This is a genomic window from Bacillus aerius (assembly GCF_029894105.1).
GTDB lineage: Bacteria > Bacillota > Bacilli > Bacillales > Bacillaceae > Bacillus > Bacillus altitudinis.
Genome location: NZ_JARYHO010000001.1, coordinates 3,339,453 through 3,362,815, shown reverse-complemented (window position 1 = coordinate 3,362,815; position 23,363 = coordinate 3,339,453). Strand labels below are relative to the sequence as shown.

The following is a 23,363-nucleotide window of genomic DNA, read 5'->3' as shown; positions in this document are numbered from 1 at the left end:
CCCTCCTGGTTTAAGTGTGTATGTTCCATTGAAAGGGGTCTTCAAACGTTGTCCAATCTTGATCAAATTCTTCAGGTGTGAGTAAGCATTGATCTAGTGTACGAATAATTTCTGCTTTAGGTAAATCTACACCGATAAAGACAAGTTTTGTATGTCGATCACCAAACTCTGCATCCCACTCATCTAGAATGTCTGGTTCCTGATTTAAGATCCGTGATCGTTCTTGCTCAGGCAAGGCAGCAATCCAGTATGCGATTGGTTCAATTGCCACAGATTTTCCGGCTTGTGAAATTAAAATGGTTAAATCATGATGTGTCGCTAGCCATGTAAATCCTTTCGCTCGAACGATTTGCTCTGGCATTTGATCTAACCAAGCATTCAGTCTGCCAGTATGAAAAGGAAGCCATCTTTCATAAACAAAAGATGAGATTTGGTATTCTTCTGTTTCAGGCGTATGCTGAGAGTGTCCAGCATTAATTTCTTTGATCCAGCCCGCAGAAGCACTAGATTTTTCAAAATTGAATAAACCAGTATTCAAAATATCACTAGGCTGTACATTACCTTTAGAGGTTCTAATAATGGTTGCTTCTGGTTGAAGTTTGGTTAGCACATTCTCAAGCCGATCTAGTTCTGATGCTGATACAAGATCACATTTGTTGATAATGAGCACATCACAAAATTCAATTTGATCAATAAGTAAATCGGAAATCTCTCGTTCATCATCATCTGAAACTGCTTCTTTACGATCCAATAAACTTTCTCCTGACTGGAAATCTGTCCAGAAACGGTTTGCATCTACCACCGTTACCATCGTGTCTAATCTGCAAAAACGTGTCAAATCTATGCCCATTTCTTCATCAATGTAAGAGAAAGTTTGAGCGACAGGAATTGGTTCACTAATACCTGTAGATTCAATGACAATATAATCGATATTCCCAGCCTTACAAAGGCGTTCTACTTCAATTAATAAATCTTCTCTCAATGTGCAACAAATACAACCATTAGATAGTTCAACCAGTTTCTCATCTGATCGAGAGAGTTCGCCGCCTTGCTTAACTAATTCCGCATCAATGTTTATTTCACTCATGTCATTGACAATAACAGCTACTTTTAGGCCTTTACGATTCTGAAGAACATGATTTAATATCGTGGTTTTTCCAGCTCCTAAAAAGCCGCTTAGAACTGTGACAGGTATTCTTTTATCCATTTGTTTTAGTCCTTTTGAACATGCTCATTTTGTATGCCGCCTCACTTATATAGTAATGATTACGATTTAAATCTTAAAAATTATTTTGTTTCCCGATGAAGGGTGTATTTCTTTAATCGTGGAGAATATTTTTTTAACTCCAATCGGTCTGGGTTCGTTCGTTTATTTTTTGTAGTGATATAGTTTCTGTCACCTGTTTCAGTACAGGCTAAGGTGATTTTCACGCGCATAATTGCTATAATCCTCCTTTATTTCGTAATGATTACGATTTGTATTTTAAAATGATAAAGGCTGATTGTCAAGTTTAGTATCAAGTCTATGCCAACTCAAATAAAAAAGGGGTATCGTATTTCATTGATACCCCTTTCTATTAATAAAAGTCACCAAGTTCTTCTTCGTAATAATCTTCGTACTGTTGGACATCAGTAGGAAGCTCTTGGAGAAAGGCTAGCCCGCCTAGTATAAACATCAAAACAATCGCGATGAATGAGAGAATAACGGCGGCAATACTTGAAATCGCAAACAGTGTTTGCATTTTCATCATCTTAGCATATTGTTCCAATAATTCTTCGTAAGAAGTATCAGGCGCTTGAATCAATTGTTCAGCTGCTTTCACGGATTTTTGGACATGTATTCCCATCATGATGAGAAAAACGCCAATGGCAGCAGGAAGAACAAGCCAAAACCCACTGAGGATGGATAGACCACCTGAAATATAGAGAAAGATGCTCCCAACCTTTCCCCACTTTGTTATTGAATGAAGAGATTGAATGATTTTCTCAGTTTGTTGCAATTGTGTTCACTCCTTTATGTATTCACTCTATATCATACTTGAGCAAGTAGTACTTTAGGAAGAGTGAATTGACCTTTTTTCTATCTTTCATTTACTTTTTATGGATAAATAAATTATTTTTGAATAAGAAAAAAGTAACAATTACTATAATTTAAACATGCAAATATTGTAATAAATAAGAAAAATAGTTTAAAATAATTAGAAAAATTATCAAAATATGTTGTTAGTTGTCTATCAATTGGTTATTATTGTGTTGTATTACCATAAAATTTGGAAGGTGGAATTCATATGTTAGATCGAATTTTAAACAAAATGACCAATGTTCAACCTGCAGCTGCTAGATGTATTTTGCAAAGATTGGTCACTTCTTGCCAATCAGCACCAACTTGTTTCCTTCAAGGCGTTGGAACTTTCCGTTACTATGTGGATCGTGACACAGGTGAGATTTGTACTAGCCAAGAACGCGTTAAATGTGGCTGCTAAATCTAAGTATCTTATTTATTAGGGTGTGAACGCATGAGCATAACTCCAATTTCATTAGTAACAAATGCTATGCAGACGTCAAATAAGCGTCAAGCAGGCCATACATCAAATTCTTTTTTGACCCAAGCAGCGCAAATTGTTCAAGGCGACCATTCTCCAGAAGAGAGAAAGGCGTTATTTCAACAACTGACTTTAGTTCAGCAAGGAAAAGATTTAGAGCTTCATGTTTCTAAATTAAAGGAACTAGAGAAAGAGGTTCAAAAAGAGGGGTCTTCTTCTGTTACTGTGAATCAGCACGGTGATCAAGTTGACATTTCAAATGAAGCTCGCAGTGAGTTTGAACAAGCTGAGGAACAAACATCCGCTTCAAGCGAAGCTAATGAAATCGCTGCAGAGGAAAAAGGGAAGGATGTTCAGCCAAATTCACAATAATAAAAAATGAGGCATGTGTTTGATGCTCTTCACATGCCTCATTTATCTTTAGTTTGCAGCTAGTCTTGAATAAAGACCGTCTGGAAAAGGTGCTGCGTATGAGATGGTATCATTCTCTTCTACCATGATGTAGAACGGAAACTCCTGAATTTGGAATGCGTTTATCAATTGTTCGTCTACCGGAATAATTCGCAAGTTTGTTTCGTTATCACGATATAATTCTTGGTCTTTTTTTTGCCCGTTTTTCAACAAAATACTCAATGAAACGTTTAGTTTACGCTGCTTTTTTGTTTCTAGGAATTGTTCGAGTGATGGAATGCAGTGCGGACATGCTGTGTCAGTGAAGATCAGTAATTGTTGTGTACGATTTGTTTGCAGCAGATCATTCATGTGAATGGGTGATGGCTGTTCGAGAAGTGGATGCGCAAGTTTCTGCCCCACGTGTTCTATAGGTAAGATGATAAGCTGCATCTGTTGTTTTAAATAGATGATAATTCCAGCCGTTAATAGAAGACTGCAAATCATAAGAGCGAGCTGTAAAAGAAAAATTGAATTCATCGTATATCGTCCTCTCAAAGTGAAGTTACGCAAAGCTATCATATTACAAATATCAAAAATATGTCAATTATACTAAATGGTGTAAGGTGGAGCATCTCATGAGTACAGTGAACCATTGTTTATATGCAATCTCCTATACTTGGAAAAAAAGTCGTTCTTATCTTCTTTTAACTTTGTTCATTCAAGTGATCGTTGGTTTTATGCCTTTGGCTAGTGTCTGGATTATTCAAACTTTGATTAATGAAATTATTTTATTTATGACGTCTTTAGGTGACATCCAAAAGGTTTTGTGGTTATTTGGACTGCAAATGGTCATTGTGATTTTAGGATATGGGCTTCAATTCATTCTTCAGCTTAGTCAACAGAAAGCAACAAATCTGATTGGTCTGCATTTGAAAGGTGAATTGCTTCAAAAAGCGATAAGACTGCCGTTTATTACGTTTGAGCACCCGTCATTTTACAATGAAAGTCAACGTGTGATGAACAGTCATCAGCATGTTCTCAGTATGGTGAGAAGTATTTTTACAATGATGAGCGCGTTGATTACTGTTGTATCACTTCTTATCTATATGATCGGTATTCATTGGGGCTTAGCGGTCATATTGTTCTTGTTTACCTTGCCTGTATTATGGATTGAACTTTTCTTTGGAGGCGCACGTTATCGATTAAATCGTTTGTTAACGGCTAATGATCGAAGAGAAATGTATGTATCTGATCTCGTCGCGCAGCGAGATTCTTTAAAGGAAGTTCGTTTATATGGAATAGGGAATTATCTTCTTCAAAAGTGGAGAGGTCACTACGTTAAAAGTGCAGATGAAAAATATAATTTGCTGAAACGCCAAGTGCGCTGGGAGATGGCAGGCGGGTTGCTTATGACATTGGCCTATGTGTGCTGTGGTTTATTGATTGTCTTTCTTATTTTTCAAAAAAAATTAGCAGCGGGTACCTTTGTTGCAGTGCTGCAAGCTGTACAAAACATTCAAAGTGGGTTTCAAGATTTAACGAGGGAATGTTCTAGTTTATATGAAACAAGCCTATATATTGATGAAATGAGAGCTTTTCAAAAGAGAGAAGAGGAAATGCATGAACAGAAGGAAGAGGCAGCGTCGCTTCAGGGAATTGAGCATATCCAGTCCATTACATTAGACAATCTCTCTTTTACTTATCCGAATATGAAAAAACCAGCGATTGAGCATATTCATTTTCATATGAATAAAGGTGAACGAATTGCATTAGTAGGAGATAATGGGTCCGGTAAAACCACTTTAATCAAATGTTTAACCGGCTTATATGATCCAGATCAACAGAATATGCACAAAGTCAATGGAGAGGATATTTCCACCATCCATAAAAAGACCTATCATGCGAGAATGGCTGTTCTTTTTCAAGATTTTATGAAGTACGAATTCACTGTGAGAGAAAACATAGGGTTTGGCCGTATTGATGATATAGAAGAGGAAGAGCGGTTGATTTCAGCCGCCCGCCAAGCAGGTATAGAGAAAAGAATTAATCAAATGGAAGACACATATGATGCGCAGCTAGGTCGCTTTTTTGAAGAGGGACATGAATTGTCTGGCGGACAATGGCAAAAGCTTGCGATGGCGAGAACCTTCTTTAGAGAAAGTGATTTTATTATTTTAGATGAACCGACCTCTGCTCTCGATCCGCTGTCGGAGATCTCGCTCATTCGAAAGTTATTCGATCATACGCAGGATCAAGGGGTTTTGTTTATTACACATCGTATGGGAGCGGCCCGCTTAGCAGACCGTATCATCGTCATGAAAGATGGTGCTTTCATTGAAGAGGGCAACCATGATGAACTGATGGCGTTGCACGGAGAGTACAGAAGGCTTTACGAGGCACAATCTCAACTATTTCAACAAAAGGAGATGGTGTAAGGTGAGTGTCTTTTATTTCATAGGCGTCTATTTACTAGGAATCATTTTTGCGGGTGCATGGCTCGATAAAGCAAGGAAACAGAAGGCACATGTCCAGCAGATCAATGCTTATCGGCTGCTGCCGCCTTCTTTTGCGGCACCTATGTTTTATTTATTTTTGTTGATTGAATTGGTTTGTACGGTTCATTTGTTTATATGGAACATGTCTGTCCTGCCTGCAATTGGCCTTACAGCCCTGTTATGTATTTATACTGGAGCGGTTACGTTCAATTTAATTAGGGGGCATCGTGATATTTCGTGCGGTTGTGGAGGGTTACTGGAAAACGATCGCCTGCATTGGGGGATTGTGATTCGCAATCTGCTGATGCTTACTCTTGTGGCTGGGTTATTTTATGTACATCCTGGTGTTGAAATGATTTCATTGCGGTTGAAAATGATTTGTTTTCTCATTGCAGCGGCTGTCTGTTTGATCATAGCGGTCAGCCAAGAAATTGTGCTATTGAAGCGAAAGTGGATCGACTCATTCCAGATTGCAGATGGATCAATTATAGAAGGAGATAAAATGAAATGACAGATATTTTATTAATCATTGTGTTATTAATTGTCATTGCCCAGCTGGCTGTCGTTTTTTTGCTTGCCCGTTTTATCGGGAGATTTATGAATAAAATAAAGTCCCTTGATGGAATTGAATTGAAGGAAGCGGATATTGGTGACCCGGCTCCGTTATTTCGCAGTTATTCGCATGTAGGTGAAAAGGTGATCTTGAAGGAGTATTTGCAAAAAGGGCGAGCTGTGATGCTGTTATTTGTGAATTCTACTTGTATGACTTGTAAAAGTATTTTGTCTGATGTGCAGCCTCAAACTTCACATGATGATGCTCATGTGATTGTTATAAATGGAGATGAACAAGCCGATGATGCCTCGCTTCTTCAATTGCTGCCGGAGCAAGCTGTTTATATGCGCTCATCACAAATTATGGAGTTGTATGGAGTAACAGTTGTTCCGCAAGCGCTTCTGATTGATGAACATGGTATCATTCTGAAAAGAAAATCACTTCAAAATGCGAAGCAATTTGAGCAGTTGGTGCATGCTTCATAAAAAAGCGTCTCTTTCTTCAAGAGACGCTCCAGCGTGTAGACAAACCCTCGCATTCTTTGTCAGTCCTGCGTGCTGGTGCTCACGAATGTGAAATTCGCTCCGCGCCAGTACTCGTCCTTCCTAGACTTCAAAGGTTTTCTATCACGCTGAAAAGAAGACAAAGGGCTAAAATCAAGTTCATTTTAGCCCTTTGTCAACAATCTAAAGCGTCTCTTTCTTCAAGAGACGCTCAGTTTATAATTCTTTTCCTAAAATATCTAAGTCGTACCGATTGCCGTCCATTTCTGCGATGCGTGGCAAATGTCCCCAAGTCTCAAATCCGTGCTTCTTAAATAATTTGATGCTGGCTTCGTTGTGGCCGAAAATAAAGGCAAGTAACGTTCGGATGCCTAATGAGGGTGCCAATTCGAGCGCCTCTTGTAAGAACAGTGACCCTAAACCTCTTCCTCGATAGTCTTGGTTCAAATAAATACTCATTTCAACAGTACCGTTGTATGCAGGTCTGCCGTAAAACGTTTCAAAACTGAGCCAGCCGTAGATATTTCCTTCCTCATCTGTTTTCACATAGAGAGGACGTTTCTCTGAATGATTCAAAAACCACTGACGGCGGTCTTCTACTGTAACAGGTTCTGTATCGGCCGTTACTTCTCTTGAAGCAATCGTTGAATTGTAGATATCGACGATCTCTTTGAGGTCATCTTCTGTTGCCATGCGGTTGAAAGTTTTCACCATATGTACCCCCATCTTTTTTCATTCATCATACATATTATTGATGCGATTGCGCAAAATAAAAAGAAAAATGATTTCGTGTGTATATATTTTTTGAAAAGTGTTCAGAATGTTGCTGAGGTGATGAAAAATGAGAGAGGAAGAAAAGAAACGTACTTCCAAAATCACAAAAGTTCAGCAATTTTTCCGTAAGCGCTGGGTATTCCCTGCTATTTACTTGGTCAGCGCAGCGGTCGTGTTAACAGCCGTTCTTTGGTATCAAGCTGTATCGAAAGATGTGAAAGACCAACTATCTGATGGAAATCAAACAGGACAAGAACAACGTGATGATGCCGTTGAAGTTGGAAAGCCAATTGAAAATGTCGCTATGCCGGTCCAGAATTCTGAGAATGTTTCTGTCGTGAAAAAGTTCTATGAAGCAGATGCTGATCAAAAAGAAAAAGAAGCAGCACTTGTAAACTATAATAACACCTATACCTTAAGCAAAGGTATTGATCTTGCAGATAAAGATGGCAAAGTGTTTGATGTCACAGCTGCTCTTAGTGGAACAGTCGTTCAGGCGAAAAAAGATCCAGTTCTCGGTCACGTTGTTGAAATTGAACATGAAGATGGATTGTCTACTGTGTATCAATCGTTATCTCAAGTGAGTGTAAAAGAAGGCGATGAAGTAAAGCAGAATGATGTCATCGGTGCTTCTGGTAAGAATCTATATGGTGCTGAAAGCGGCAACCATGTACACTTTGAAATTCGTATGGAAGGTTTAGCGCTTAATCCACTTAGCTTCATTGATAAGCCTGTTTCTTCCATTGAAAAAGCAGCGCAAGAAGTGACAGAAGAAGCAAAAGAACCTGCTCAGCCAAAGGTTGATGAAAAAACGAAGGAACCTGCTGCTGAAGATAAGGTCAAAGAGCCTGCTGGAGAAAAATCTGAAGAAAAGTCTGATGAGAAGGGGAAATCCTCTGATCAAGAAAAGTCTTCTGATTCCTCTAAAGACCGCAGTCAGTCAGAAGAAACAAAACAATCTTAATGTCATGTCAGATCCTCTGTGTAGATAAATGCACAGAGGTTTTTTTCTGTCTTTAAAAAAACCTCCACCATATGGCGGAGGGATGCTATAAGGCGGCAGGTCCTTCTTCACCTGTCCGAATGTTGATTGTATTTTCTATCTCATATATAAAAATCTTCCCATCCCCTGGTTCGCCTGTACGAAGTACCTTTTGAGCCGTTTCCACGACCTGTTCAACAGGTACTTTGCTTAAGACGATTTCGATCTTTAAACGTTCGTACACATTGCTTTCCTTTTTGACGCCACGGTATAGTTCCGTATGTCCTTTTTGTAATCCGCAGCCGTGCACATTGGAAAAGGTAATCGAGGTGACACCAATCTTTCCAAGCTCCACCTTTAATGTTTCAAAATTAGCTGGACGTGTGACAATCTCCACTTTATACATTTTGCTCATAGAGACACCCCTTTTTCTTTAATCTTGATATGCTTTTTCGCCGTGCATCGTTAAATCAAGACCGATTGATTCTTCTTCTTCAGTTGCGCGAATCTTGAAGAAGATGTTGACGACTTTGATGATCACGTATGTGACAACTGCAACAAAGACGTATGTGGCCACGATGGCGACAACTTGTTTCCAAAGTAAGCTTGGATCGCCGTAAAATAAGCCGTTGGCTCCGCCATCATTGACAGATGTAGTGGCGAAAAGGCCTGTAGCAATGCCTCCCCACGTACCGCCGATTCCGTGCAGACCGAATGCATCCAGTGCATCATCATAGCCGAACTTGGCTTTAAGTGAATAGACGCCCCAGAAACAAACGATTCCGCCGATGATCCCGATGATAATCGAAGCAAATGGTGTGACAAAACCTGCGGCAGGTGTAATCGCTACTAGGCCTGCAATGGCTCCAGAGATTGCACCTAGCATCGTTGGTTTTTTGTTGATCATCCATTCGACTAACAGCCAGCCGATGATTCCTGCAGCAGCTGCTGTATTCGTGTTAATAAAGGCATACATGGCGACACTGTCTAATGTGAGGGCACTTCCTACGTTAAACCCAAACCAGCCAAACCAAATCACAGCTCCGCCTAGAAGTGTGTAGATCAAGTTATGCGGAGAAGAACTTGCCGCTTCTTTTCGCTTCCCGAGAACAATGGCTACGACTAGACCAGCCACACCGGATGAAATGTGGACGACGTTTCCACCGGCGAAGTCAAGTGCTCCCATTTCGCCAATCCAGCCGCCACCCCATACCCAGTGTGCGACTGGAGCGTATACAAATGTGACCCAAAGGAGTGTAAACACGACCACCGCTGAGTAACGAATACGTTCAGCGAAGGCACCAGAGATAATGGCTGTTGTGAGGACAGCAAAGGTCATTTGGAACATCATGAACAATGAATGTGGAATCGTATCACTATATGAACCAGGTTCAAAGCCAACGCCTTTTAGTCCAACCCAGTCAAAGCCTCCGATCCATGCATTGCCTGGCGCAAAGGCCAGTGAATAGCCAAACACGATCCAGACGATAGAGACAATGGCTAGTGAGGTTAAGCTGTGCATTGTCGTACTTAACACGTTTTTACTTCTCACAAGTCCTCCGTAGAATAAGGCTAAACCCGGTGTCATTAACCACACGAGTAGTGCGCAGAAGAACATAAATACTGTATCACCCATTTGCATGCTGCATTCCCCCGAATCATTCAGAATTAATAGATTTCTTAATTCTTCATTATAGAGAGAAAAGTCATATATAACATATTCATGTAAGTTTATCTAACATGGTTTTTTGGTCATTATCAATATAAATGGATGAAAAGTTCGTAAAAAATGAGAATAAACGTGCATGAACGACGAAAAATAAAGGGCGTTTGACCTATAAAATCGAACTGAGAAACAATTTGGTTCGCTCCTCTTGAGGAGAATCAAATAATTCTAATGGGGTACCTTGTTCGACAATTCGTCCTTCATGCATATAAACAACTCGGTCAGCTACTTCTTTTGCGAAGCCCATTTCATGAGTGACGATGACCATTGTCATGCCTTCTTTGGCAAGACTTTTCATGGTTTGCAGCACTTCGCCTACAAGCTCTGGGTCCAGCGCAGAAGTGGGCTCGTCAAATAACATGACATCGGGCTTCATGGCGAGAGCTCGTGCGATGGCAACGCGCTGTTTTTGACCGCCTGATAGCTTTGAAGGGTACACTTTTGCTTTATCCGCTAGTCCGACTTTCTCTAATAAGACATTGGCTTCAGTTATCGCTTGTGCTTTCTTTGTTTTTTTCACCATAACCGGTGCTTCGATGATGTTTTCAAGTACGGTTTTGTGCGGGAAGAGATTAAAATGCTGAAACACCATGCCTATTTTCTGCCTCATTTCGTTTAATTGATCTCGTTTTGGATGAACGGGACTGCCATCAATGATGATCTGACCGTCATTTTTTATTTCTAAAAAATTCATACAACGGAGCAAGGTGCTTTTCCCAGAGCCGCTTGCACCAATTAAGACGACAACATCATTTTCATATACAGTGAGGTCGATATCTTTTAAGACATGCAGTTCTCCAAAGTGTTTATTCAGTTTTTCAACACGAATGATCTCTTTTGATTCTGTCATGCTTCTCCTCCTAATGATCACTGACTGATAGTTTCTTCTCAACGGTTTGCACAGCGAATGTTAACAGCAGGACAAGAACTAAGTAATAGACAGCCACGACAAGTAAGTACGTCATGTTGTCAAAACTGTTGGAGCCTTGAGTGGTGGCTATGTTAAAGAGTTCATTGACGCTGATGAAGGCGGCAAGTGAAGAGTCTTTTAAGCCGATAATAAACTGATTGCCGAGAGGGGGGAGGGCGCGCCGCATCGCTTGCGGGAGAATGATACGTCTCATGGTTAGAAATCGCCCCATGCCAAGAGAACGTCCTGCTTCTTTTTGACCTTGATCGATTGATTGAATCGCCCCTCTGAATATTTCTGCTATATAGGCACCGTTATGGAAGGCAAGCGCAATAGAGGCTGCCCAAAAGTCGGGTATATTTAATTCTGTCAGCCCAAAATACAGGATGAAAATCTGCACAATGAGTGGTGTCCCGCGTACAAGGAAGATATAGGCATTTGCGATATAACCGAAAACGGCCACGCGGGATATTTTTAGTAAGGCAAAGAAAAGCCCGATGAACATGCCGATGAAAATACTGATGACAGTGAGTTGTAAGGTGAGCAGCATTCCTTCTAAGAAAACGCCTCTAGAATCAATCAGCGTTTGAAAAAAATGTGATAGGGTAGGCAAAACAATCATCTCCATTTGAAGAAAGTGCGCCTAGAGAAAGGCGCACAATCGTGGTTTTAATCCTGTTTGACGGTAATATCTTCGTCAAAATACTTTTCGCTAATTTGTCTTAATGTTCCGTCTTTTTTGAGTGCATCAATCGCATCGTTGATTTCTTTTATGAGCTCTTTATTGTCTTTAGAGACAGCAATTGCTTGCTCACTTTGCCCGAGTCTTTCTTGTGCTTCAATTTTTAGTTTTTTCTTCATGGCTTCTGCCCCTGTGGCAAAATCAGTGACGACCGCATCGTGTTTGCCATTGGCTAGTGCTTCTAAAGCGACAACATCACTGTCGTAATATTTCGGTTCCTGCCCGCTATGTTCTTTGGCAATATCCGCATAAGACGAACCTTTAGAGACAGCGATTTCTTTGTTTTTTAAGTCATCTGCACTGTGAATGTCTGCGCCGGGTCTTGTGAAGATTTGCGGACCTGAGTAGTAATACGGTTGAGAAAAAAGGACGTGTTTTTTTCGTTCCTCGTTGATGGTATGACTTGCAATGGCGGCATCAAATTTACCTGCTTTGACGCCTTCGACGATGCCTGCGAATTTATATTTTTTCTGTACAGGCTCGAGACCCATCTTGTCACTAATCGCATTGCCGACATCAATATCAAAGCCGGACATCTGGTTTCCATCCATGTAACTGAATGGGTGGAATTCACCTGATGCTGCAAAAATAAATTTCCCATCTTCCAAAATCGGCGACCCTTTCGCTGTAGAATTACGTTTATCTCCGTTCCCATTTGTTTCATTTGAACCGCACGAAGACAGAAGTAATACTGCAACCGAGAAAAGGGCTGGGACCCAAAACCGTCTTTTTTTAATAATAAGCTTCTCCTCCTTTTCAGCCGTTCTCCGTATAAGGAGAAAGTAGGCTTTTCAATATGTGTAGCATCTTACCATTTATTCCTCATATTCTCAATTTTATATGCGCTTTTCCAACACTTGCCCTTTTTAAAATGTATGTCTTGCTTTTCGGAGAGAGAACTTGAATTGATCAGGGTAAAAAAGGGAAATGAATCTCATAATAACGAGGAGATAGACAAAGAACGTGTATGTCAAAAGAAGGGGGCGGGTGTATGATCAAATGGAAAAACAACCGAAAAGTCTTTTTAACGGCGATTGCTTTTGGAACGATGTTAAATCCATTGAATTCCTCAATGATTTCTTTAGCCTTGCATCAAATTCAGCATGAGTTCGGTTTGTCGTTTACGACGGTATCTTGGCTCATTTCAACCTTTTATTTGGCCAGCGCGGTCACGCAGCCGGTGAGTGGACGAATTGGAGATCATGTGATGAGCCGGAGAACCTTATTTTTATTTGGACTAGTTCTAGTGGCAGTCTCAGCCATTTGTGCGCCGTTTGCCCCGACTTTTGCGGTGCTGATTGTGATCCGGCTTCTACAGGCGATTGGAAGCAGTGCGATCTATCCTTCAGGTGTTGGACTGATTCGGGATCATGTGAAGGAACGACAAGCTTCTGCTTTAGCGGTATTGTCCATCTTTGCTTCAGCGATGACAGCACTCGGACCGACACTTGGCGGGTTTTTGATGACGATCGGCAGCTGGCCGGCGATCTTTTTAGTGAATCTGCCATTCATATTGATCAGTTTTTTTCTAGGCCTTTCCTTGTTTCCTAAGGAGAAGAAGAAAAAATTGCGTATCGGAGACACTGTCCGAAAGCTTGATTTGCCAGGGATGTTTCTATTTACAGTTTGTATTGTCCTTTTGCTTTCTTTTTTATTATCACTATCTGATGGTATTCAGTATGTACAGGGCATTCTCTGTCTTGTGAGTGCGGGTGCTTTTATATGGTGGGAATATCAGGTGGATGAGCCATTTATCCAAATTCGGATGTTCAGGCAGGAGAAACGGCTTTCGCTTGTGTATGTGCAATTTATCATTTTAAATATTTTTTTCTATTGTCTCTTTTTTGGCTTGCCAAGTTATTTTCAGGATGAATTGGGCTGGCGTGTGGAGATGACAGGTCTCTTTATGCTTTGCATGTCTGGCGTGAGCATAATGGTATCGCCGCTGACTGGCAAGTGGGTAGATCGCGGCGATGAACGGCACCCTGTTTTGGCAAGTGCTGTGCTGATGCTGGCCGGCGCTTCCGCAATGACTTTCTTTTTTATTCCTGCGCCATTCTGGGGGAAAGGACTGGTTCTTGCTTTGCTTGGACTCAGTTACGGGATTGGAAATGTTGCGCTTCAAGCTGCGATGTTAAAAGCGAGCCCTCAACAAATGATTGGCACGACCTCTGGGCTTTTTCAAACATGCAGGTACCTTGGTTCCATTCTGTCATCTGCCGTGCTTGGCATGCTGTTTGGTGAGGAAATTGCAGGTTCTCATTTTGAACAATTAGGCTGGACATTGATCATGATTTCTCTTGTCGGCATTAGCGTCAGCCTTTATTTTTCGAGTATGGTCAGAGGAAAACAAACAATGAAAAAAGCGGCTGGGATAAAGTAGAAGAGAGGTCTTCCATACTTTATCGCAAGCCGCTTAAGAGTTGGACAGGTCTGATCCTTGGTCCTTTTGCTTCCTTCTGAAAATTTTGCCCACAATGTTCTCGTAAAATGTCACGATACGGTCAATTGGAGAGTCAAAGAACTTCCATAATTTATTCATGATAAAGACAACCAAAATCGATACGATCAAGCTGCCTAATACATCAAATGGATAATGATGACCGACCCAGATGCGGGAGAACCCTGTCAGTAATCCAAAAACAAGCAAAATATTGCCGAGTTTTTTATTACGGGATCGAATGGCTAGTGAAAGAGCCAGTGCACCTGTTGTGTGGTCACTTGGGAAGGAAGCGTCTGCTGAGTGCGGGATGAGTGTGTCGACTTTGTGCGCCACAAACGGCCGCTCTTCATAATAAAACAGCGTAATGGCAAAATTGACGATGAGTGCCACGATGCCTGTTACACCAGAAAAGAAGACATGCTTCTTAAATTTGTGATTACCTAAAAACCAGCAAATCAATAAGACGAGGGCATATACGAGAATGGCCTTTTTCGTAATGAAAATCATGGCCTGATCTAAAAACTCAGAATGATGAGCCATCCCGTGTATGACTTTAAACAATTCGTAATTCAAAACATCACCTATACTTTCGCTTAACGCCAACTATTTTTCAAAAGACCTATCTGTTCATTTGAAATATCCTATATTTTAGCATGTTTTCAGTGAAGTTTAAAACAGTATCCTATTCTGATAGGGAAACCTTTTGTGCTTTTGCTTCTTGCGGTTTTCGTTCGCTCCAATAAAAAACGCCCATGCTGAGTAACACGACAACGCCAGCAATGAGATATACATTTGAAAAATCTGTGAAGCTGACAAGCAGTCCGAAGACAAATGATCCAGCGGCAATCCCCGTATCATATAGGGTGAAGAAAGTTGCTGTGGCGTAGCCTGTACGGTGTGCTGGTGAGTGCTGTATCGCAAGTGTTTGTAGACATGGCACCAAAGAGCCGTAGCCAAGACCGATGACAGCGCCGGATAAAAGAAGCATGGTGGCTGTTTGGGTAGCGGTCAGCATCCATAAACCAATCGCAAAGAGAGCAATCGATGGATAGATCACAATATGAGGTCCGACTCGGTCAAACAGTCTGCCTGTAAATGGACGTGATCCAAGCATTGCAGCTGCAAAAACAATGAAGAAATAACTGCTTGCACCCATTAGGTTCAGGGAATTGGCATAGACTGAAATAAATGAAATGATCGGCGAGTAACAGAAGGAGATAATGATTCCAACTGCTGCCGTTTTTAAAGCACCTTTTTCAAACAGGTGAGAAAAAGTGAATCGAAAGATGACACTTCCGCCGTTTTCAGGCTCTGGCTGTCTAATCAGCATCGTGAAAGCTGCACCGATAGAGACGATGATCGAAAAGAGAAGAAATAAAGAATGGAATCCTACTTTTCCGACTTGATTCAGTGCGATAAACGGACCGATAACCACAGCGAGGTTCATTGACATCACAAAGTATCCAAGACCCTCTCCTCGTTTATGTTTCGGAATCATATCCGCTGCAATGGCACTTGCTACGGTTGTCAAAATGCTGAAGAAGATTCCTTGCACGAAACGCAGCATGAGAAGTGTTTGGAATTGATCAATTGGAATGTATAAATAAGTGAGCAGGGCAAAAGCCGTTGAAGAAAAAATCGCCATGCGTTTCTTGCCGAATTTCTCAATAATGGCCCCTGAAAATGGTCTTGTCACAATTGCTGATAATAAGAAGACCGTCACAAGGAGGCCGCCCTGTGATTCTGTTCCATTTAATTCATCCATTGTGTAAATGGGGAGTAGTGTCAAAAGGGCATAAAAAGAGGTGAATGTAAATAAATTCACCAGGACAATCATGATAAAGTCTTTTGTCCAAATGCGTTCGTTCATGGTGTAAGTCACTTCCTATTCAGTTGATAATTTGTGTAAAAGTGTATGGAGGAGTTGTTTTTCTTCGTAGGTAAAATTTGAAAGACATTCTTCTTCAAATTGTTCCATCGTCTGTTTGATTTTTTTAAACTTTGCTTTTGCATCGTCTGTCATGACGATGAGATTCTCACGTTTGTCTTTTCCTTGGACTCGTTTCACCCAGCCGTTTGCTTCTAGACGCGTCACGGTTCTGGTAATCGTCGGTGCTTCGACGTTCAAATAGGTCCAAATGTCTTTTTGCGTTTTAGGACCGAATGTATCCAAACAAAAAAGTACAGTCCACTGGGACATGTACAAGTCATAAGCAGCAAGCGCTTCGTTCGCTTTTTTAGACAGCAGCCGCGCGCTTTGATGTATTTGATGTAAACACTCTCTGTTTAACGTATCCATAGGCTCACCTTTATTCATTATTTATCTAGGTAAATAAATTCACCTTTCCTATTTTACGTGTTACACCGATGCTTGTAAAGTGAAAATTTTCGCCACTCGAAATGCTTTTTTGTTTTGTCTTTTCTGATAAATCCCTTGTCCCATCTTCATTTTTAGCATATTCCCTATGCAATGCTAATACACTGTTACAAACCTGACAAAGAGAGTGTTTGAGGTGAGGGATCGTGTTTGGCATTTACTACCTAATGGATGAGAAATTAAGACGAACAAGCGCCGCTGAAAATGGATAATATTGATACGGATCTCATTTCACACTTCTCACATCCATTTTAGGGAGGTCGAGTGGTGTGCACGATTACATCAAAGAGCGAACAATCAAGATAGGAAAGTATATCGTGGAGACAAAGAAAACCGTTCGTGTAATTGCGAAAGAATTTGGAGTCTCTAAAAGTACTGTACACAAGGATCTAACAGAAAGACTGCCAGAAATTAATCCAGATCTGGCTAACGAAGTGAAGGAGATACTGGATTATCATAAATCAATCCGCCACCTGCGAGGGGGAGAAGCCACAAAGTTAAAGTATAAAAAAGAAGAAATTTTAGAAGGTGAGCCTGTAAAACAGTAAGCTTTAGTTCTTTGTTCATAAACATGATATATATATCTTCCTCTTATCGGTAGTTTCTAACCACAAATTTTGTAAAGACTTTTGTAAAGAAATATCTTTTTTTCTGCAAATTATGATAGAATATATAATTAGGGCAGAATGTGGTATTTGCTATGGAAACAGATTTTCAAGGAGGATATATATAGATGTTTGCTAGGGATATTGGAATTGATCTTGGTACTGCAAATGTACTGATTCATGTCAAAGGAAAAGGAATTGTGTTAAATGAACCATCTGTTGTCGCTCTTGATAAAAACAGCGGGAAAGTATTAGCTGTTGGAGAAGAAGCGAGACGTATGGTTGGACGTACGCCTGGGAATATTGTTGCGATTCGTCCATTAAAAGATGGCGTAATTGCTGATTTTGAAGTAACTGAAGCGATGCTCAAGCATTTTATTAACTCATTAAATGTGAAAGGGCTATTCTCTAAGCCGCGTATGCTCATCTGCTGCCCAACAAACATTACATCTGTTGAGCAGAAGGCGATCAAAGAAGCTGCTGAAAAAAGCGGCGGGAAGCATGTATTTCTTGAAGAAGAGCCAAAAGTAGCAGCTATTGGTGCTGGTATGGATATTTTTCAGCCAAGTGGAAACATGGTCGTAGATATTGGAGGCGGAACGACAGATATCGCTGTCATCTCAATGGGTGACATTGTAACCGCCTCTTCTATTAAAATGGCTGGAGACAAATTTGACTTGGAAATTCTAAACTACATTAAAAAAGAGTACAAGCTGTTGATCGGTGAGCGAACTGCAGAGGACATTAAGATCCAAGTTGCAACGGTATTCCCAGACGCACGTCACGAAGAGATCTCGATTCGTGGACGAGACATGGTGACAGGATTACCAAGAACGATTACCGTCACAAGCAAAGAAGTAGAAGAAGCATTACGTGAATCTGTATCTGCCATTGTTCAGGCTGCGAAACAAGTTCTTGAAAGAACACCACCTGAATTATCAGCTGATATCATTGACCGCGGCGTCATCATTACTGGTGGCGGAGCGCTTCTAAACGGGCTTGATCAATTGCTTGCAGAAGAGCTGAAAGTACCAGTTTTCGTTGCAGAAAATCCAATGGATTGTGTAGCAGTTGGTACTGGCGTGATGCTTGATAATATGGACAAGCTGCCAAAGCGTAAACTCAGCTAATGATTTCCCTCATTCTTTTTAGAAAGAATGGGGGATTTTTATTAAAGAAGCCTGCCAATATGCCGATATATTTCATAGAAGATTGTGTACTGATGATTTTAGGTCATGTGAAAGAATTTGAATGAGGTGAGCACGTGTTAAAAGGACTATACACCGCAACATCTGCCATGATCGCTCAAGAGCGGCGGACAGAAATGCTTTCAAATAATATCGCAAATGCGAATACTCCAGGCTATAAAGCAGATGAAGGGGCCATGCGCGCATTTCCAGAAATGCTGTTAAGCCGAATGGAATCAGGACGTTTCCAAACATCTTCAGGCAAAGGCTTTAGTATCCCGCAGCAAACGGCGATTGGCGGAATTAATACGGGAACATACATGCAGGAATTGATTCCTCAATTTACACAAGGAACATTAAAAACAACGGATCAAACAACTGATATCGCATTAGTAGAAAATAATGTACCCATCAACCCGGAGACAAATCAAAAGTCAGCGCTTTTTTATGCTGTGAATACACCAGAAGGCGTTCGTTATACGAAAAGCAGTTCCATTACATTGAATGATCAAAATCAGTTGACGATCAATGGACGTGCCCTTCTTTCTGTGACGGGTCAGCCGATTACCGTTCAAAGTGAGAATTTCAAAGTGAACGCAGATGGAACCGTGAGTGAAAACGGACAAAACCTTGGACAAATTGATGTACGTGTTGCAATGGATACAAGAAACCTTGCGCGTGAAGGAAATGATTTATACCGTACAGCTGATAACCAGCCTCTTCCAAGTGCGGTCAATAACGGTCAAATGTCCTATACATTAAGCCAAGGTGTATCAGAGCTCTCGAACGTTGATGTGACGAAATCATATACAGAAATGACAACAGCCTACCGCGCATTTGAAACAAACCAAAAAGTGGTTCAGGCATATGATAAAAGTTTAGAAAAAGCAGTGAATGAAATCGGAAGAGTGTATTAATAAAGAAATGAAAGAGAGAGGAGGATTCTCATGCTTAGAACGATGATCAATGCAGCTGTGTCAATGAACGAGGTGCAAAAGCAGCTTGATATCATTAGTAATAACATCGCAAACAGTGAAACAACAGGGTATCGCGCAAAAAACACCCGTTTTTCAGAGCTGGTCAGACAACAGTTTAATCAGGTAGATGAAAAAAATGAGCAGGTGGCAAACAGTCGTCTGACACCTGCTGGTTTAAGGCTTGGAACTGGAACGATGGTCAATGCATCCATTAACTCATTGCAAGGTTCTATTAAAGAAACAGGCCGTGACCTTGATGTTGCATTTGGTGCGCCATCTCAGTATTTGCAGGTCAATGCTGGCGGTAACATCCGTATACAAGAGATGGCTCTCTTTATTTACAGCCAGGAAATAATCGGAATCAAGTCCAGCTGGTGACAAGCGAAGGCCATCCGATTCTTGACGAAAACGGGAATGAGATTGTCTTAAATGCGAATTTTCGTGATATTTCTATCGATAAAAATGGCCGGCTTACAGCTATTTCTCGAGGCAATCAACCGAATCAGCAGGTGAATCTTGGGGTTGTTCAAGTGAATAATTCTTCAGCACTCATCTCTGAAGGAGAAAATTTGTTCTCAGTCGACGGCAACTATCAAGGCGCTTTAACGGCACTGAATGGCGCAAACCGTCAGGCCATTCAACTTCAGCAAGGTGCACTTGAAACGTCGAATGTGGACATGTCTAAAGAATTAACAGACCTCATGACAACACAGCGTTCGTATCAGATGAACTCAAGAACCATTACGATGGGCGATCAAATGCTAGGACTCATTAATACCATTCGATAATGAGCAGGCGGATGTCAGCCTCTCATGATAAAAAAGGCGGCTCGCTCAAAGTCGCCCTTTTTTTTATAAAAATCTGAGACATCTGCAAGCAGATCTTCAAGATCAATCCAGGCTTCTTTTCGTTCAAGACATGTGACGAGTGTAGCAATCTGTTCATCTGCCTTGGGCGTTTGGCTGTAGAGAAGGAATAAAATTTGGAACTTGATTCTTAATAGATCAAATTGGGCATCAACGGCTTCTTTTAGCCCTTTTTGAATATACTTCATTCCTTCATCAGTTAAATCCTCTTTAAAGCAGGAACGCACAGTTTCATAGAGACACGATACATAGGAGTGGGCAGATTTCCGGTATGCTGGGAGCCGAAGCGCTTTTTTAAAGTATTCTAGTGCTTCCTTATGACGGTTTTGTCTTGACTTGATAAAACCAGCGTCATAATACACGATACCAAGCAGTTCTTGGTCATCAATCATTTTCACGTATTCGATAATTTCAATAAAAATAGCTTCTGCTGCTTCATATTTTTTTTGATCACTAAAGTTAAGTGCGAGCACAATTTTGCACCGATAAATGCTGTGGATATCCCCGTGCTTTGCAAAGATATCCATGGCTTTTTCAACATGTCGAATGGATAACAGTGAATAGCGGTTGTTATAATAAACACCACTTGTACGGAAATGAAACTCCGCTTCCTCTAGCTCATCGTCTAGCAGGGGCAGTTTTTCTTCTGCTTTTTCTAGATAATGAATGGCATCATTTTGATCGCTCTTTAAAGATTCGTATAAACCGAGAAAAAAGTAAAAATAATATTGCAGTTGATCATTCATTTGATCTTTGTGGAGCATGAGTTCATGCTTCAGTTTTTCTAAGTCTTCTGTTTGGTTCATCCAGAGCTGGTGCCGAAAAAGCATAAGCTGATAATGTAAATGAAGCTCCTGTTTCTTTGACAATCTACGTTTATATTTGGTTAAGGACGTTTTGATCTCTTCAGCCTTCGAAAAATGTCGATGTTTTAGCATTGTATACCACGAATGGAGAAGTTTTTTAATGGATTTATCGCTTATAAAATTCATTTTTACCCTCTTATTCAATCAATGATGTAATATATATTACCATATTTGTGAAAAAACGATGAGTGTAGAGTGGATTATATTTCATGACAATAGGTAATGATAGATTCTATTTTTTACCATAAATGTGGGCTAAACATTGAAAAATGACTGCATTCATAATATACTTCAATAGGAATCAAATGAAGATTAGCGATATAGAAAAGAAGGAGAGATCAAGACATGCTTGATGCTCAGCAAATTCAAGACATTATTCCACACCGTTATCCATTTTTATTGGTTGACCGTATTTTAGAAGTTGATGGTGAGAAAAGAGCGGTTGGAATCAAAAATGTCACAGTAAATGAAGAATTTTTTAATGGCCATTTCCCAGGATACCCCGTCATGCCGGGTGTGCTTATTGTAGAAGCGCTTGCTCAAGTTTTTGGGGTCATCATGTTAGGTAAAGAAGAGAACAAAGGGAAAATTGGTTTGTTTGCAGGGATTGACAGCTGCCGATTCAAAAGACAGGTCAAGCCAGGTGATCAGCTACGTTTAGAGGTTGAAGTCACACGTCTTCGCGGTCCAGTTGCCAAAGGAAAAGCAGTTGCAACAGTAGATGGCGAAGTGGCATGTGAAGCAGAACTGACATTTTCTATCGGTCCGAAAGTATCGTAATGTGTCTGACGGTTCATCTTGTATGAACCGTTTTTTATATGGAAACATTCAGCCAGAGCGGATGAGGACTTGCTTTTTTGACAAAAAAACGTCATATTAGACAAAAAAAGATGAAGGTGATAAAGAATGCTGAAAGAATTTAGAGAGTTTGCCGTCAAGGGGAATGTGATTGACCTTGCTGTCGGTGTCATCATCGGGGGAGCATTTGGCAAAATTGTCACTTCTCTTGTGAATGATTTAATTATGCCGCTTGTTGGTATTATTGTTGGGGGGCATGATTTTAGTGGATTGTCTATTAAAATCGGTTCTGCTCAAATTTTGTATGGAAGTTTCATTCAAACAGTGGTCGACTTCTTGATTATCTCCTTTTCCATTTTTATCTTTATTCGTTATTTAAATAAATTAAAACGGAAAAAGGTAGAGGAAGAGGAAGTGGTTGAAACGCCAGATCAAACGGAAGTGTTGTTAACCGAAATTAGAGATTTATTGAAAAATCAAAGCCAATCGAAAGATGTGCAATAGAAAAAGAGCGGCTCATCCCGCTATCAGCGTGTAGACAAACCCTCGCATTCTTTGTCAGGGCTGTGCTCCGGTGCTCACGAATATTAAATTCGCTCTGCTCCGGTGCTCGCCCTTCCTAGACTTCAAAGGTTTTCTATCACGCTGAAAAGGAAGACAAAGGGCTAAAATAAAGTTCATTTTAGCCCTTTGTCAACCATCTAAGAGCGGCTCATCCCGCTCTTTTTTTATGTGTTCTGTTTAAAAGCATCCAGCAGTTTTTCTCCTGATAGCCCCTCTTTGACGAGGTCTTTTAATACTTCTTCGGTTTCTGTTCTGTAACGATTTGTGATCATTTTACCGTCGAGTAATACAGATATGTTTTCTTCTAAGGCAACGATGTTTTTGACTTGGACCGATAGATGAACAGGGCGGTTGTTTTCTTTTGTAATCGTCACGAGAATCTTTACTTCTGTATGCTGCTGAAAGAGCACCTCAAACACTTGTCTATGCTTCTTTGGAATCAGTGCCTCGATCATCCAGTGGTTTTCGCCATCTTCTTTATTAATGATTAAGCCGTCACGAAGGGGAATGCTGGACATTTTATCTTGCTTTGGATCAAGTTCAATTTTTAAATCAATCAGCCTAAAGGTTTTCAATATTTATCACCTCACAAGCGTTCATTATTCGTAAGTATCATTATAGCATACAACATCTGTATAAATGAAACCGCTGCCTACTCAGAACTAGCTGCATATAAGTGAAAGGAGATGTTTTATGGAGTCCTATCAACTTCGAAACATACATATTGGTGAGGAAAAGGAAAGCAATGTGAGGGTCTATACATGGGGAGACATTCTCTCATTTTGTGATGTGTATATGGAAGAAGGGGAGTCCCTCACTTTTCAATACGTGACAGACGATCAAATGGACTGTTTCGAATTTCAATTGTCAATTCATGATGGAAGGCTTTGTTTTTATTGGTTTGCGTGGGACGGGTCTGACTATATTCACATGCCTTCTAGTAATTGGATTCATTCAGATGTTTTTTATCAATTTATGAAAAATAAGTATTTCGTCAAACAAAATAAGATGATGTTTTATACGCAAGCGGTAAAAAGTAAAAATGATTGAGGAAATAAA

General features: G+C 40.5%; 28 protein-coding genes and 1 pseudogene. 14 read left to right on the top strand and 15 right to left on the bottom strand.

Features of this window, described 5'->3' with window-relative positions:
• Nucleotides 1-10: 10 nt before the first annotated feature.
• The 3 genes from M2353_RS17440 to M2353_RS17430 all read right to left on the bottom strand — a co-directional run bounded on the left by M2353_RS17440 (nucleotide 11) and on the right by M2353_RS17430 (nucleotide 2,000).
• Entirely contained in the window at nucleotides 11-1,207 is a 1,197-nt protein-coding gene (locus M2353_RS17440) for a GTP-binding protein (RefSeq protein ID WP_284725802.1), read from the bottom strand.
• Between the two features lie 80 nt (nucleotides 1,208-1,287).
• Nucleotides 1,288-1,437 carry a 50S ribosomal protein L33 gene (rpmG, locus tag M2353_RS17435; protein ID WP_003214771.1) on the bottom strand — a complete coding sequence of 50 codons (150 nt, stop codon included), beginning with the start codon at nucleotides 1,435-1,437 and terminating at the stop codon, nucleotides 1,288-1,290.
• A 140-nt stretch (nucleotides 1,438-1,577) separates the two neighbouring features.
• Nucleotides 1,578-2,000, bottom strand: a complete 423-nt coding sequence (locus tag M2353_RS17430) for a DUF5362 family protein (protein ID WP_007497598.1) — start codon at nucleotides 1,998-2,000, stop codon at nucleotides 1,578-1,580.
• A gap of 288 nt (nucleotides 2,001-2,288) precedes the next feature.
• On the opposite strand from M2353_RS17430, the gene M2353_RS17425 reads away from it, so the two are divergent.
• Both M2353_RS17425 and M2353_RS17420 read left to right on the top strand, forming a co-directional pair.
• A complete protein-coding gene (locus M2353_RS17425) occupies nucleotides 2,289-2,483 on the top strand; it encodes a hypothetical protein (RefSeq protein ID WP_072367358.1) in 195 nt (64 codons plus the stop codon).
• 33 nt (nucleotides 2,484-2,516) lie between these two features.
• Complete coding sequence (locus M2353_RS17420; RefSeq protein WP_007497596.1) at nucleotides 2,517-2,915, top strand: hypothetical protein; 399 nt, start codon at nucleotides 2,517-2,519, stop codon at nucleotides 2,913-2,915.
• Between the two features lie 48 nt (nucleotides 2,916-2,963).
• Here M2353_RS17420 and M2353_RS17415 read toward each other — a convergent pair whose 3' ends face one another.
• Nucleotides 2,964-3,473 carry a thiol:disulfide interchange protein gene (locus tag M2353_RS17415; protein ID WP_284725801.1) on the bottom strand — a complete coding sequence of 170 codons (510 nt, stop codon included), beginning with the start codon at nucleotides 3,471-3,473 and terminating at the stop codon, nucleotides 2,964-2,966.
• 98 nt (nucleotides 3,474-3,571) lie between these two features.
• Here M2353_RS17415 and M2353_RS17410 point away from each other — a divergent pair, with 98 nt between their 5' ends.
• The 3 genes from M2353_RS17410 to M2353_RS17400 are packed head-to-tail and all read left to right on the top strand — an operon-like array spanning nucleotide 3,572 to nucleotide 6,469.
• Nucleotides 3,572-5,371, top strand: a complete 1,800-nt coding sequence (locus M2353_RS17410) for an ABC transporter ATP-binding protein (protein ID WP_072367359.1) — start codon at nucleotides 3,572-3,574, stop codon at nucleotides 5,369-5,371.
• 1 nt (nucleotide 5,372) lies between these two features.
• The gene (locus tag M2353_RS17405) at nucleotides 5,373-5,942 is read left to right on the top strand and encodes a MauE/DoxX family redox-associated membrane protein (RefSeq protein WP_047945739.1); all 570 of its coding nucleotides are present in this window, start codon (nucleotides 5,373-5,375) and stop codon (nucleotides 5,940-5,942) included.
• Entirely contained in the window at nucleotides 5,939-6,469 is a 531-nt protein-coding gene (locus M2353_RS17400; RefSeq protein WP_282917084.1) for a TlpA family protein disulfide reductase, read from the top strand. Before M2353_RS17405 ends, M2353_RS17400 begins: the two co-directional genes overlap by 4 nt.
• Nucleotides 6,470-6,703: 234 nt before the next feature.
• Here the strand turns inward: M2353_RS17400 and M2353_RS17395 are convergent, their stop codons facing one another.
• On the bottom strand, nucleotides 6,704-7,201 hold the full coding sequence (locus tag M2353_RS17395) for a GNAT family N-acetyltransferase (protein ID WP_061420456.1): 498 nt from the start codon (nucleotides 7,199-7,201) through the stop codon (nucleotides 6,704-6,706).
• Between the two features lie 127 nt (nucleotides 7,202-7,328).
• Here M2353_RS17395 and spoIIQ point away from each other — a divergent pair, with 127 nt between their 5' ends.
• Nucleotides 7,329-8,225, top strand: a complete 897-nt coding sequence (spoIIQ, locus tag M2353_RS17390; protein ID WP_284725800.1) for a stage II sporulation protein SpoIIQ — start codon at nucleotides 7,329-7,331, stop codon at nucleotides 8,223-8,225.
• An 85-nt stretch (nucleotides 8,226-8,310) separates the two neighbouring features.
• Here spoIIQ and M2353_RS17385 read toward each other — a convergent pair whose 3' ends face one another.
• The 5 genes from M2353_RS17385 to M2353_RS17365 all read right to left on the bottom strand — a co-directional run bounded on the left by M2353_RS17385 (nucleotide 8,311) and on the right by M2353_RS17365 (nucleotide 12,394).
• Nucleotides 8,311-8,658, bottom strand: coding sequence for a P-II family nitrogen regulator (locus tag M2353_RS17385; RefSeq protein WP_007497589.1), 348 nt, complete (start codon nucleotides 8,656-8,658; stop codon nucleotides 8,311-8,313).
• 18 nt (nucleotides 8,659-8,676) lie between these two features.
• Nucleotides 8,677-9,885, bottom strand: a complete 1,209-nt coding sequence (locus M2353_RS17380) for an ammonium transporter (protein WP_284725799.1) — start codon at nucleotides 9,883-9,885, stop codon at nucleotides 8,677-8,679.
• 193 nt (nucleotides 9,886-10,078) lie between these two features.
• A complete protein-coding gene (locus M2353_RS17375) occupies nucleotides 10,079-10,819 on the bottom strand; it encodes an amino acid ABC transporter ATP-binding protein (protein WP_281215499.1) in 741 nt (246 codons plus the stop codon).
• A gap of 10 nt (nucleotides 10,820-10,829) precedes the next feature.
• On the bottom strand, nucleotides 10,830-11,507 hold the full coding sequence (locus M2353_RS17370; protein WP_007497584.1) for an amino acid ABC transporter permease: 678 nt from the start codon (nucleotides 11,505-11,507) through the stop codon (nucleotides 10,830-10,832).
• A 41-nt stretch (nucleotides 11,508-11,548) separates the two neighbouring features.
• Nucleotides 11,549-12,394 carry a transporter substrate-binding domain-containing protein gene (locus M2353_RS17365; RefSeq protein ID WP_226650609.1) on the bottom strand — a complete coding sequence of 282 codons (846 nt, stop codon included), beginning with the start codon at nucleotides 12,392-12,394 and terminating at the stop codon, nucleotides 11,549-11,551.
• A 218-nt stretch (nucleotides 12,395-12,612) separates the two neighbouring features.
• Between M2353_RS17365 and M2353_RS17360 the strand changes: the two genes are divergently transcribed.
• Nucleotides 12,613-14,004, top strand: a complete 1,392-nt coding sequence (locus tag M2353_RS17360; protein WP_035389771.1) for an MFS transporter — start codon at nucleotides 12,613-12,615, stop codon at nucleotides 14,002-14,004.
• 33 nt (nucleotides 14,005-14,037) lie between these two features.
• Here M2353_RS17360 and M2353_RS17355 read toward each other — a convergent pair whose 3' ends face one another.
• The 3 genes from M2353_RS17355 to M2353_RS17345 all read right to left on the bottom strand — a co-directional run bounded on the left by M2353_RS17355 (nucleotide 14,038) and on the right by M2353_RS17345 (nucleotide 16,363).
• A complete protein-coding gene (locus M2353_RS17355; RefSeq protein WP_061420445.1) occupies nucleotides 14,038-14,637 on the bottom strand; it encodes an undecaprenyl-diphosphatase in 600 nt (199 codons plus the stop codon).
• 109 nt (nucleotides 14,638-14,746) lie between these two features.
• Complete coding sequence (locus M2353_RS17350) at nucleotides 14,747-15,934, bottom strand: MFS transporter (protein WP_007497577.1); 1,188 nt, start codon at nucleotides 15,932-15,934, stop codon at nucleotides 14,747-14,749.
• Between the two features lie 15 nt (nucleotides 15,935-15,949).
• Nucleotides 15,950-16,363 carry a MarR family winged helix-turn-helix transcriptional regulator gene (locus M2353_RS17345; RefSeq protein WP_284725798.1) on the bottom strand — a complete coding sequence of 138 codons (414 nt, stop codon included), beginning with the start codon at nucleotides 16,361-16,363 and terminating at the stop codon, nucleotides 15,950-15,952.
• Between the two features lie 347 nt (nucleotides 16,364-16,710).
• Here M2353_RS17345 and spoIIID point away from each other — a divergent pair, with 347 nt between their 5' ends.
• The 4 genes and pseudogenes from spoIIID (at nucleotide 16,711) to M2353_RS17325 (ending at nucleotide 19,998) form a co-directional block, all read left to right on the top strand.
• On the top strand, nucleotides 16,711-16,989 hold the full coding sequence (gene spoIIID, locus M2353_RS17340) for a sporulation transcriptional regulator SpoIIID (RefSeq protein WP_008343327.1): 279 nt from the start codon (nucleotides 16,711-16,713) through the stop codon (nucleotides 16,987-16,989).
• A gap of 185 nt (nucleotides 16,990-17,174) precedes the next feature.
• A complete protein-coding gene (gene mbl, locus M2353_RS17335) occupies nucleotides 17,175-18,176 on the top strand; it encodes a cell shape-determining protein Mbl (protein ID WP_012011515.1) in 1,002 nt (333 codons plus the stop codon).
• Nucleotides 18,177-18,310: 134 nt separating this feature from the next.
• Nucleotides 18,311-19,150: a flagellar hook-basal body protein gene (locus tag M2353_RS17330; RefSeq protein ID WP_017360018.1), complete on the top strand. Its 840-nt coding sequence runs from the start codon at nucleotides 18,311-18,313 to the stop codon at nucleotides 19,148-19,150.
• 30 nt (nucleotides 19,151-19,180) lie between these two features.
• A pseudogene (locus M2353_RS17325) lies at nucleotides 19,181-19,998 on the top strand (flagellar hook-basal body protein).
• Between the two features lie 14 nt (nucleotides 19,999-20,012).
• Here M2353_RS17325 and M2353_RS17320 read toward each other — a convergent pair.
• A complete protein-coding gene (locus M2353_RS17320; RefSeq protein WP_284725797.1) occupies nucleotides 20,013-21,068 on the bottom strand; it encodes a tetratricopeptide repeat protein in 1,056 nt (351 codons plus the stop codon).
• Between the two features lie 219 nt (nucleotides 21,069-21,287).
• On the opposite strand from M2353_RS17320, the gene fabZ reads away from it, so the two are divergent.
• Together fabZ and mscL are read left to right on the top strand one after the other, a co-directional pair.
• Nucleotides 21,288-21,722 carry a 3-hydroxyacyl-ACP dehydratase FabZ gene (gene fabZ / locus M2353_RS17315; RefSeq protein WP_007497564.1) on the top strand — a complete coding sequence of 145 codons (435 nt, stop codon included), beginning with the start codon at nucleotides 21,288-21,290 and terminating at the stop codon, nucleotides 21,720-21,722.
• A gap of 126 nt (nucleotides 21,723-21,848) precedes the next feature.
• A complete protein-coding gene (mscL, locus tag M2353_RS17310) occupies nucleotides 21,849-22,244 on the top strand; it encodes a large conductance mechanosensitive channel protein MscL (protein WP_007497563.1) in 396 nt (131 codons plus the stop codon).
• A gap of 224 nt (nucleotides 22,245-22,468) precedes the next feature.
• Here mscL and M2353_RS17305 read toward each other — a convergent pair whose 3' ends face one another.
• Nucleotides 22,469-22,879 carry a YwpF-like family protein gene (locus M2353_RS17305; protein WP_003215215.1) on the bottom strand — a complete coding sequence of 137 codons (411 nt, stop codon included), beginning with the start codon at nucleotides 22,877-22,879 and terminating at the stop codon, nucleotides 22,469-22,471.
• Between the two features lie 118 nt (nucleotides 22,880-22,997).
• Between M2353_RS17305 and M2353_RS17300 the strand changes: the two genes are divergently transcribed.
• Nucleotides 22,998-23,354, top strand: a complete 357-nt coding sequence (locus M2353_RS17300; protein ID WP_008343305.1) for a hypothetical protein — start codon at nucleotides 22,998-23,000, stop codon at nucleotides 23,352-23,354.
• Nucleotides 23,355-23,363 lie beyond the last annotated feature (9 nt).

Coding starts and splice junctions, on each gene's coding strand:
- M2353_RS17395 (WP_061420456.1), bottom strand. CDS start 7,201: ATGGTGAAAACTTTCAACCGCATGGCAACAGAAGATGACCTCAAAGAG.
- M2353_RS17400 (WP_282917084.1), top strand. CDS start 5,939: ATGACAGATATTTTATTAATCATTGTGTTATTAATTGTCATTGCCCAG.
- M2353_RS17420 (WP_007497596.1), top strand. CDS start 2,517: ATGAGCATAACTCCAATTTCATTAGTAACAAATGCTATGCAGACGTCA.
- mscL (WP_007497563.1), top strand. CDS start 21,849: ATGCTGAAAGAATTTAGAGAGTTTGCCGTCAAGGGGAATGTGATTGAC.
- mbl (WP_012011515.1), top strand. CDS start 17,175: ATGTTTGCTAGGGATATTGGAATTGATCTTGGTACTGCAAATGTACTG.
- rpmG (WP_003214771.1), bottom strand. CDS start 1,437: ATGCGCGTGAAAATCACCTTAGCCTGTACTGAAACAGGTGACAGAAAC.
- M2353_RS17425 (WP_072367358.1), top strand. CDS start 2,289: ATGTTAGATCGAATTTTAAACAAAATGACCAATGTTCAACCTGCAGCT.
- M2353_RS17415 (WP_284725801.1), bottom strand. CDS start 3,473: ATGAATTCAATTTTTCTTTTACAGCTCGCTCTTATGATTTGCAGTCTT.
- M2353_RS17410 (WP_072367359.1), top strand. CDS start 3,572: ATGAGTACAGTGAACCATTGTTTATATGCAATCTCCTATACTTGGAAA.
- M2353_RS17360 (WP_035389771.1), top strand. CDS start 12,613: ATGATCAAATGGAAAAACAACCGAAAAGTCTTTTTAACGGCGATTGCT.
- M2353_RS17370 (WP_007497584.1), bottom strand. CDS start 11,507: ATGGAGATGATTGTTTTGCCTACCCTATCACATTTTTTTCAAACGCTG.
- M2353_RS17300 (WP_008343305.1), top strand. CDS start 22,998: ATGGAGTCCTATCAACTTCGAAACATACATATTGGTGAGGAAAAGGAA.
- M2353_RS17385 (WP_007497589.1), bottom strand. CDS start 8,658: ATGAGCAAAATGTATAAAGTGGAGATTGTCACACGTCCAGCTAATTTT.
- spoIIQ (WP_284725800.1), top strand. CDS start 7,329: ATGAGAGAGGAAGAAAAGAAACGTACTTCCAAAATCACAAAAGTTCAG.
- fabZ (WP_007497564.1), top strand. CDS start 21,288: ATGCTTGATGCTCAGCAAATTCAAGACATTATTCCACACCGTTATCCA.
- M2353_RS17350 (WP_007497577.1), bottom strand. CDS start 15,934: ATGAACGAACGCATTTGGACAAAAGACTTTATCATGATTGTCCTGGTG.
- M2353_RS17380 (WP_284725799.1), bottom strand. CDS start 9,885: ATGCAAATGGGTGATACAGTATTTATGTTCTTCTGCGCACTACTCGTG.
- M2353_RS17375 (WP_281215499.1), bottom strand. CDS start 10,819: ATGACAGAATCAAAAGAGATCATTCGTGTTGAAAAACTGAATAAACAC.
- M2353_RS17440 (WP_284725802.1), bottom strand. CDS start 1,207: ATGGATAAAAGAATACCTGTCACAGTTCTAAGCGGCTTTTTAGGAGCT.
- M2353_RS17320 (WP_284725797.1), bottom strand. CDS start 21,068: ATGAATTTTATAAGCGATAAATCCATTAAAAAACTTCTCCATTCGTGG.
- M2353_RS17345 (WP_284725798.1), bottom strand. CDS start 16,363: ATGGATACGTTAAACAGAGAGTGTTTACATCAAATACATCAAAGCGCG.